7 protein-coding genes and 1 pseudogene are annotated in these 9,118 nt (G+C 61.1%); 4 read left to right on the plus strand and 4 right to left on the minus strand.

All coding sequences use genetic code 11. The features are described from left to right. Nucleotides 1–112: 112 nt before the first annotated feature. A complete protein-coding gene (locus IEX24_RS08000) occupies nt 113–958 on the minus strand; it encodes a M15 family metallopeptidase (protein WP_188676330.1) in 846 nt (281 codons plus the stop codon). A gap of 116 nt (nt 959–1,074) precedes the next feature. Between IEX24_RS08000 and IEX24_RS08005 the strand changes: the two genes are divergently transcribed. From IEX24_RS08005 to IEX24_RS08020, 4 genes are all read left to right on the plus strand, one after another. After that, on the plus strand, nt 1,075–2,145 hold the full coding sequence (locus tag IEX24_RS08005) for a permease (protein ID WP_188676333.1): 1,071 nt from the start codon (nt 1,075–1,077) through the stop codon (nt 2,143–2,145). Next, complete coding sequence (locus IEX24_RS08010; RefSeq protein WP_229715164.1) at nt 2,135–2,911, plus strand: TIGR03943 family putative permease subunit; 777 nt, start codon at nt 2,135–2,137, stop codon at nt 2,909–2,911. Before IEX24_RS08005 ends, IEX24_RS08010 begins: the two co-directional genes overlap by 11 nt. Continuing rightward, nucleotides 2,901–4,301, plus strand: coding sequence for a hypothetical protein (locus IEX24_RS08015; protein WP_188676335.1), 1,401 nt, complete (start codon nt 2,901–2,903; stop codon nt 4,299–4,301). The genes IEX24_RS08010 and IEX24_RS08015 overlap by 11 nt, the downstream gene beginning before the upstream one ends. 566 nt (nt 4,302–4,867) lie before the next feature. Beyond that, nucleotides 4,868–5,785 (plus strand): endonuclease/exonuclease/phosphatase family protein, encoded by a 918-nt coding sequence (locus IEX24_RS08020; RefSeq protein ID WP_188676339.1) that lies wholly within the window; start codon nt 4,868–4,870, stop codon nt 5,783–5,785. A 228-nt stretch (nt 5,786–6,013) separates the two neighbouring features. Here the strand turns inward: IEX24_RS08020 and IEX24_RS08025 are convergent, their stop codons facing one another. The 3 genes and pseudogenes from IEX24_RS08025 to IEX24_RS08035 form a co-directional block, all read right to left on the minus strand. Then, on the minus strand, nt 6,014–7,360 hold the full coding sequence (locus tag IEX24_RS08025) for a glycosyltransferase (protein WP_203585862.1): 1,347 nt from the start codon (nt 7,358–7,360) through the stop codon (nt 6,014–6,016). Between the two features lie 435 nt (nt 7,361–7,795). Next, a pseudogene (locus IEX24_RS08030) lies at nt 7,796–7,978 on the minus strand (hypothetical protein); the annotation flags it as partial. Nucleotides 7,979–8,030: 52 nt separating this feature from the next. Then, complete coding sequence (locus IEX24_RS08035) at nt 8,031–8,336, minus strand: hypothetical protein (RefSeq protein WP_188676343.1); 306 nt, start codon at nt 8,334–8,336, stop codon at nt 8,031–8,033. Nucleotides 8,337–9,118 lie beyond the last annotated feature (782 nt).

A 9,118-nucleotide genomic window follows, 5' to 3' on the forward strand; every position in this document is an offset into this window, starting at 1 on the left:
CCAATCCGGTAGCGGGTCGCAGCACCGAGACTGCGAACGGGGATGTGATTCACCATAATCGTTATTGATAACGATTATCAAATTAAATAAGCCGTCCGGTTACTCCTGGTGGTTATGTTGCGTAGCTGGGTGCGGCGGGTAGTCCGAAGAATTCTTCGAGCGTGGCGATACCGATGGTGTGGAGGTGGGTTGCGAGGTTGGTTCCGATGAACCGGAAGTGCCAGGGTTCGTATTCGTATCCGGTGATCTCTGTTTGACCGTTCTGGTAGCGGAGCAGAAAGCCGTAAAGGTAGGCGTTGTTTGCGAGCCAGCGGCCGGTTGGGGTGTTGCCGAGACAGTCGCCGTCGGTGCCGCAGCCGCTGATGGTGTCGAGGATGTCGATCGCGAAGCCGGTTTGGTGTTCGCTGTACCCGGGCCGGGCGCTGGTCGCGTCTGCAGCTGCGGTGCCGAGCGAGTCGACGTAGGAGGCGTAGGCGTCTGTTTGGGATTGGAAGGATCGGTAGCCGCTTTGGGCCACGAGGGTGACCCCGATCTGGGTCTGTGCGGCGGTAAACATTTGGGCGAGTGCGTCGATGGTTTCGGGGCGGAGCTTGTGCCCGAACGGGTTCAGCATGCTCGCGGGTATCGGTAGGAGGCCGGGCGGCACGAAGGCGGTGGCGTCGGGGATCGGTCGGAGTTTGTTCACGACGAACCAGATACTCGTTGGATCGTCGATCGAAAACGCAGCCTTATCGAACACGGCTGGGGCCGTCGACGGCGTTGCCGCGGGGGCGTTTGTCGCGGGTAGAACGGAGGTGGCTGCGGCCACCGGTTCGGTAGGGAGACCGGCGCTGATCGGGCCGGGTTTGACGAGTTCGATGATCGCTGCGGTCGCCGCTGCTCCGGCGGCGACAACCATGCCAACGAACAGGCGTCTGGGCACCGGTCGTCTCGGTGTCTGCTCCGGGTCATCCGACATGCAGTCAGTTTAGAAGCCAACAGTCGTAGGAGGCAGAGGCTGCTTGGCGAGGCAGGCTGGTGTGAGTTCCCTCACCGTCTGATTCGAGGTGATCCGGCGTCTCGCAGGCTTCACTGATGCGGTCCGTGGTTGAATGGGGCCGATCTGAGGAGGTTGCTCTGACACGCACGTTGCCAGCCGAGCCCACCCTCCGCGACCTGACCCGGTCGGAGTGGCGGTGGGCACCGACCGTCGGAATCATCGCGATTCTGCTGCTTCTGGCAGTGCGGTTATTCACGCCGCCGTCGGTGACGGCGTGGCTGACAGATCCGGCGAAAGACTTCGTCACCCTCACGACAAGCGTGATCATCGAGTCGTTGCCGTTTGTGATTCTCGGCATTCTGCTTTCGGCCGTGGTGCAGATCTGGCTTCCTGAGGGTTTTCTCCTCCGCCGGCTGCCGAAGAACCCGGTATTACGGCGTACCTCTGTCTCACTTCTGGGTGTTCTGCTGCCGGTGTGCGAGTGCGGCAACGTTCCACTCACCCGAGGTCTTATCGTCAGCGGCCTCACGGTCGCCGATTCGATGACGTTTTTGTTCGCGGCACCCATCATCAACCCGATCACGATCATTACGACCTATCAGGCCTTCGGCTTCAGCGACGGCATCCTCCTCTCGCGGGTTCTCGGTGGGCTGCTGATCGCGAATCTGGTCGGGTGGATCTACAGCCAGCATCCGAAACCGGATGCCCTGCTGACGCCCGCGTTTCAGGCCGTCTGTGCGGTCGATGCACACGCCGAGCACGGCACGAAGATGCAGCGCACCTTCATCTCGTTCGGTCGAGAGAGCAGTGCGATGATGCCTGCGCTGTTCGTCGGCGCGGCCGTGGCGGGGTTGATCCAGGTGGCCGTGTCACGCAACCTTCTCGTCACCCTCGGCAGCAACCCGCTCTGGTCGGTGCTAGCACTGATGGCACTCGCGTTCGTCGTCGCGATCTGCTCCAACGTCGACGCGTTCTTCATCCTCTCGTTCGGGTCTACCTTCTTGCCCGGCGGTATCGTCGCGTTCCTGATTTTCGGACCCATGATCGACGTGAAGATGCTCGTCCTGATGCGCACCACGTTCACCACCAGAACCCTCGTTCAGGTCAGTGTTCTGATCGCGGTCTGCGCCGCCTCGATCGGGTTGGCGGTGAATCTTGTCTTTTAGCCGACTCGTCTCTAGGTGGAAGGGCCTCGCGCTCAGCATGATCGCCGTCGTCGCGACGCTGTGGCTCGGTGTCACGGGGCAGCTTGGGCTGTACATCCACCCGCGGTATTACGTCTTCACGATGATCATGGCCGGTCTTGCCGTCGTTCTCATCGTCGGCGCGTTCGCTGCCGTACCCGGCTCAGACGAACACGACGAGCACGAGCATCCGTCACCGTTCGAACGGCCCAGACGACGACTCTTAACGATCAGTGGGGCAGTGGTAGCTCTCGGCGTCGTCGTGGCCGCCGCGATGGTCTTGCTGATCGTGCCGCCGACGACGTTGACCTCTGCCGCCGTCGAGCAACGCAGTCTGAATGGGTCGTCGAATACGCTCAGCAACGCGGGCACCGGTGTATCTGCCTCGACCGACACCTCGACCTACACGGTCAAAGACTGGGCCGCCCTCATTCGGCAAGGGGCAGGTGCCGACGACCTGGCTGGCAAGACCGCTACCCTCACCGGCTTCGTGACGCCCGACAGCGACGACCCCGACAACGTGTTCTACGTCGCCCGCTTCGTTATCACGTGTTGCGCGGTTGACGCGCAACCGGTCGGTGTCGCGGTGTACGACCCGGGCTGGTCGGGCACCTACAAGGCCGATAGCTGGGTGAGTGTCGTCGGATCGTTCGAAGCCAACCCGAGCGTGCTCAGCACCGCGACCACCGTGATTCAGCCCGACAGCGTCACTGCGGTGGTCCAACCGGCGGAGCCCTATGTCTATTGAGGCGCCCCCGCGGCCACCGGAACTGGTCACCCGAAACGGCGGGTCGGGGCGTGAACGCTCGGGCCGACGCTTTCGGCGGCTGCTGTACGGAAGCATCGCGGTGTTCTCGCTGCTGGTCGTGGCGCTCATCGGCGCGAATCTCACTCAGGGCCCGCAGCTGAAGTCAGCCCAGATCAATCTCAACACCAGTGTCGAACGAGCCGGGCAACGCTTACTGCTGCAAACCAACGAACCACTCGCGGGCGTCGCGGCCAGCCACATCACGATCACGCCGTCGGCCGGCTTCACGGCATCGGTCAACGCGTCGAGCATCGACATTCAATTCAGCGACATTCTGCAGTACGACACCGCCTACACCGTGACCGTCAGCGACGTGCAGAGCATCTCTGCGGGCGCCTCATCGACGCTCGCCTACACTTTCACAACGCCAGACCCGACCGTCAACTACCTCGCCCCCGCCGCCGACTCGGATGGAACCCAGACACAAGACGCGATCATGTCAGTGCCTCTGTCAGGCGGCCCAGCGGTGACGGTGTACAGCGCCCCGCACATCCGCCGCTTCGTCGCCTTTGCCACGGCGCTCGTCGTGAACACCGTCAACGACGACGGAACCGACGCGCTCACCATCGTCTCCCTCACCGGAGCCGCTGACATTCCCGTGCAAGTCGCCGGGCCCGGAATCGTCACCAGCCTCAAGGCGTCTCTCAGCAGCAACCTCTTCGGCTACACCTTCAGCGCTAACCCCTCAGCCCAGTATCCAACACCCCCTGATCTGCTCTACGCCTACGACCTCACCCGCGGTCAGGATTACACCATTCCCATCACCGGCACCGACCACGAACAACTCAGCACCCAGAACTGGGCGTTCGTGCCCAACAGCACCTCCCTCGTCGCCCAAGCGGCCGACCACACCCTGCTCCTCATCGACACCGTCGGCGAACGCGACGGAACCTCCGGCGCCACCGTCGTCACAACGGCCGACAGCCTGAACGGCTTCATCCCGGGAACCAAAACGCTCATCAGCACTAGCAACGGATCGTACACACAGACCGACTTCAGCAAGGTCGGCACCCCCAGCACAGCCTTCACCGTCAACAGCGAACCAGCACGCGCCCCGATCTTCGACAGCACCAACAGCGTCATCACCATCAACAATCCCACCGATACGCCGGATCCCGCCACTGTGACTCGCACCACGGGCCAGACCACGGCAACACTTTTCACCGCAACCAGCACAATGGGCGCGATCACCGCGGCCTGCCTCTCACCGAACGGCAAATACATTGCCGTCACAACAGAAAGCCAACAAATCAGCTACCTGAACATCGCCAACACCAACACCGTCAGCACCAACAACGGCCAGCAACCCGGTTGGTGCTCATCCAACTGAAAAGGGGGTCTCCGGTTCGACTGTTGTCACACCGGGAAAAGGTACCAGGTGACACCCCGGGCCATCGCCACACCTTGTCTTACAGTGCGCTGAGGTAGCGGTAAGTCGTGGGCCGGCTCACCTTGAACTCCGCCGCTTTCTGCGCCACCGTGTGGGCACGCTTTCCGTCCGGACCTGGCTCCTCGTACATCTGACGGGCAAGTTTTCACCTGCCGAGCACCCAACTTTTGGCTTCTGCCCACCCGTACGCCCTAGCGCCCTGGCCGTCGCCAAGCCGTCGCGGGTGCGCTCGGCCATCACGGAGCTGTCGCGGCTAACCCATGTCAAAGCGAGCGACATACTGGGGTCGCAATCTACTGGGCTCGTTGAAATGTGAGAGTGAGCCGCTCGCTGAGGGTCCTAATGTCAGACACCGGCTCTTATTCGCTCGGCCACGCCCGGTTTGACTGTTTGATCGGGTAGCAACACACTGAACCTTGATGACATTGCCCACGTCCAACCCTCAGACTGATGAGACGCCCCGGCGTGCTTCGCGGGTCGCGTGGATATGTGGCGGCTTGGTTGTCATGCTCGGTGTGTTCCTCTCGCTAATGGCAGGGCACTTCGGGCTTGGTCGAGTATCGATCGTTTCTTCGTTGGTCGCGGGGCGAAACGCACTCACCGCCGGTTACGTCGGTGTGGCAGTTGGGTTCGGTCTGCTCGGCATCTTCTGGACTCGGGGGCGACAGCAAGTCGCCGTGTTCGGAATCTCGTTCGTTCTTGTTGCAACATGCAGCGGCTTCGGGATCGCAATTGGCGGCATATCTAACGATTTCCCGGCCCGCACTGTTTCCGGTGACTTACGAATCTTGTCGTGGAATATCAACGGTGACCTTGTCTCTGCTGAGCAGGTGGCCGCTGTGGCACACATGAACGACGCAAACATCGTCGTTCTACCAGATGCCACCTACAGCACCGTCGTTCAGCTAGCGGATCTGATGCCCGCGTTTACGGTAAGTCCAACCCCGACCGAACGGCAAGAAACCTACGTTCTGACCTCGAGTGACTTGGGTCGGTTACAGTCCGTCCCGGCTGACGGACCGTCCAGCACGAAAGAAGCCATCGTCGTTAGTGCATCGCCTCCTCGGCTCATCGCTATTCACGTCGCGCAACCGGTTCTCCGCGGCAATTCGCAGTGGAACGCCGACCTCGCCTGGGCGGAATCAGAATGCCGTGTCCCCAATACGATTCTTGTGGGCGACTTCAATGCAACCGTCGACAACTTTGGCCAGTCATCGCTCGGAGGCTGTAACGATGCCGCAAGCACACGAAAGGCCGCAAGCACGGGAACATGGCCGACGTTCCTCGCGCCCGCGTTGGGTATGCCGATCGATCATATCCTCGCGTCACCGAACTGGCTCGTTCGGAGCTTCACCGTCATAACCGACCAAGACTCGTCCGGCGCCCGGCACCGGCCAATCTTTGCCGCACTCGCAGAACGATAGCCGCTACCTTGCCGTGCAGCAGACCCTGTTAAAGTTTCGAAGTTCCAGCCGCGAAGTCCCGTGGGAATGTGCTGGGCGATGGCCACTAGCTCGAGCGAGCAGCCCGGTCGCGGCGGATACGGATGAGGGCCAAAAGGATCACACCGACCCTGGCGAGGGCTGAGGCTCCCGCTTATTGTTGACCCGCGCCTCAGCCGTCCGGTCAGGCAATGCGGCAAACCCTGGTGTTCAGGATTTCGGTCTGCGCTCAGTGTTCTCGTGGCTGAGGTGCACTTCGATGGTGGTTCGGGTGCCCCATTGCGAGACGCGACGGCAGGTGGCTATGGCGTAGAGCTGCATGGGCCGCAATACTAAGAATCGCCAGACCGCGGCCACCGGTGCCAGCGCGAACACGAGAAGCCTAAACCGTCGGGACTCATCCGTGCGGGAAACGGTGAAGAAGCGGAGCGCGATTAGGTAGTTGAGTATCAACGTGACAACGATCGCGGATCCGATGATGGCGAGGGTTCCGGGTCGGGTGATCAGAGTCCAGGCGATGATGCCTCCGAAGATCAGGGCGAGGAAGAGCTGCCCAACCTCGGACAGGGCCATCCAGAACGGTGGGCGGTTCAGTCGCATATAGCGGATCCACCAGAGAGTACGGATGAAGGTGCCGCGCATCCAGCGGAGGGCCTGCTTGCGGTAATGCGGCCAGCTCTCGGGCACCAGGGTGAAGGCGAATGAGCTGGGCTGGTGCACGGTTCGGCCCTCGAGGAGAGCGTAGAAGGTGAGCATGCTGTCGTCGTTCATTTGCATCTCCTGGCCCGCGAACTGTTCATGCGGGTAGGAGGCAGCGTGTTTGCGGACGGTGTCGGCTCGGTAGAATGCGAGCGTCCCAGAGTTGATCATCACCGAATGCAGCGGCGACTGGGCTGCTCGAAATCCACGCGTGAATGGCACATAGAGAATGGAGATCAGCGCGGTTAGGGCATTGCTGCGGCTGTTAAGGACGAGAACGGATCCGGCGACTGATTTCACCCGCGGGTCGGCGAAGGGTTTGAGACCTTCCTCGATCGCGCGCGCGTCCAGCAGTGAATCCGAGTCCAGGGTCACGAAGATGTCCGCGTCATCGTCGGTGAGTGCGTGCATCTGCGCATGGCGTTTGCCCTGATTCTGGGTCCGTGCCCACGTACCATCCACGCCCGCTGAACAACAGGTAGAGGCGAACCAGTGAAAGGTCCGGGCGTAGGGGCCAGCCGGATCACTGCCGGTGTAGATCGACCCGTCATCAACGACAGCGATGCGGTCCGGGAGACGGGTCTGCCGTAACACCGAGTCCAAACAGCCACGTAACGCATCCTCGTCCTCGTTGTAGACCGGGACCTGCACCGTCACCCGCAAACGCCCGACATACTGCACCGCGCTATCTTGTAGCCCGATCGGGTGCTCAAGCCAAGACACGGGGATCCACCACAACATCAGCAATGCCACGAACCACAAAAGGGTCACTCCGACCGTGCGATGATCCCCCATCAACGCCACGAAAATGCTGGAAAGGTGCAATAAGGACCACGCTAGGAACACCAGCAACGTCAACGACGCCGCTACCGTACTCCAGCGAGTACCGACCCAACGGGCGCTCGGCACACCCTCCGACGCCGACACGGGCCGATCACCCGTCTACGACTCGTCGATATTCTTGCGGTGCCGGAATCCGATCCGAACGACAACCACCCCAATAAGCAGAAGACCAGCCGCAACCGCCGGTAGCCAGAAACCTGTAGCGATCGACAAGCCCGCACCCGTAGCCGCCAAGGTGCCCGTGCGGGCAACAGATCCATAATCCACTTCATCGCCTCCTTGGGACGAAACGTTTACTTCACAAGGATGACACATCCTGATGAAGACCGGAACGAGAAAAGCTGCGAGCACGCAGTTCTAGCCGCGATTCTTGAGCCCGATTACGAGCCTCACGATGGCGGCATCGTCGATGCGTCTACCGCGGAACCCGAGAATGTATGCGGGCAATCTGAGCCGAGCCCGGCAGACGAAGTTGTGTGCGTCGCCGCTTTGGAAGATCACACATTTGCGGCCGCCGGTGAGGACATACTCGGTCGCGTCGAGCTGCCAGCACGCGTTCGGCGCGGGGTACACGAATCAACGGAACGATGCACGCGGCCGTTTGTTCGGCTCGGTCCTAGAAACCCCGGCATCACGGATACTCGCGAAAGCGTGATCGTCGATGAAGCGTGCAATCCCCCCTCCGTCATTTTCGAGCGCCGCCGACACCATCGACGGTGTAGTGCGTAGGAACGGCGCCACCTGTTGCGTCCTTCGCCCAGGCCGGCGCAATCCCGGCAACCCAGTTTCCATCCGCGTTGAGGATCGAAACTGTTCCGTCATCATTCAACGCAACCGAGCCGCCACCGTGAACGGTAATCGGGTACGCGTAAGTGGCTGGCGCATTTGCGTTATCGATCACCGTCGTGATCTCGACAGAACCGTCTGACTTCACAACAGGCACGGTTGACGTGTCGTTGTTGTTGTCGAACGACACGATTCCGTCGCTCACAGGCACAGCCGTATCCGCGTTGGAAGCGAACGGGACACTCATCACCACAGAGGCATGGTCGCCGCTAATCGATACGCCCTGTGATGGGTCAGTCGCCTCGCTCGCGATCACACCATCGGAGGTCGCTGCTACCGCTACCTCTGAAGAGGCGGATGGGGTCGTCTCTGCAACCCCAGTTAGAACGGAGGGGTTCGCGTCTTGGATAGCATCGAGAGCCGCGTTGCCCGTGCTACTTGGCTCATCAGCATGGGCGACACCCAGCGTGCCTACCGTCGAAGACATGGCCAGAAGCACAGTTGCTGTGGCAGCAAAAGCACGTTTAGGTCTGAGTATCAATTTGGGTCCCCCACTAGTAGCTGGCTGTAGTCAGCCGTGAATGATGCTGACCCACCCCCAATCGGTCGCGAATGATGCTGACCGACCCCAATCGGTCGGCAGCACACTCAACCTAGCAGCAAACAGCCTTCCCATGAGTTTTGTTCACAACAACTAACGACTTATCGTAGGCCTCGCAATCACCGCAAACGGCAATGACCCCGCCGCGTCGGTCGAATCCCGGTGCCCAAAGGAACACGGCCGCAATCCTTAGCATCGGAAATTTCACGAATTCAAAAGCCACCGCTACTAGCTCCGCAGTGTGCCCGGATCGCCTGTATGTCTAGCCCCGGGTTTGGTGGGGGCTCTAGTTGACCCGTTCTCTCGGTCGAGGGACGGGGGTTTGTGAGTAGTAGGCGTTCTCTTTCTCGATGGGTGGGATGTGGCCGAGCTCGCCGTGCAAGCGG

This window comes from Subtercola lobariae (genome assembly GCF_014640255.1).
Lineage (GTDB): Bacteria > Actinomycetota > Actinomycetes > Actinomycetales > Microbacteriaceae > Subtercola > Subtercola lobariae.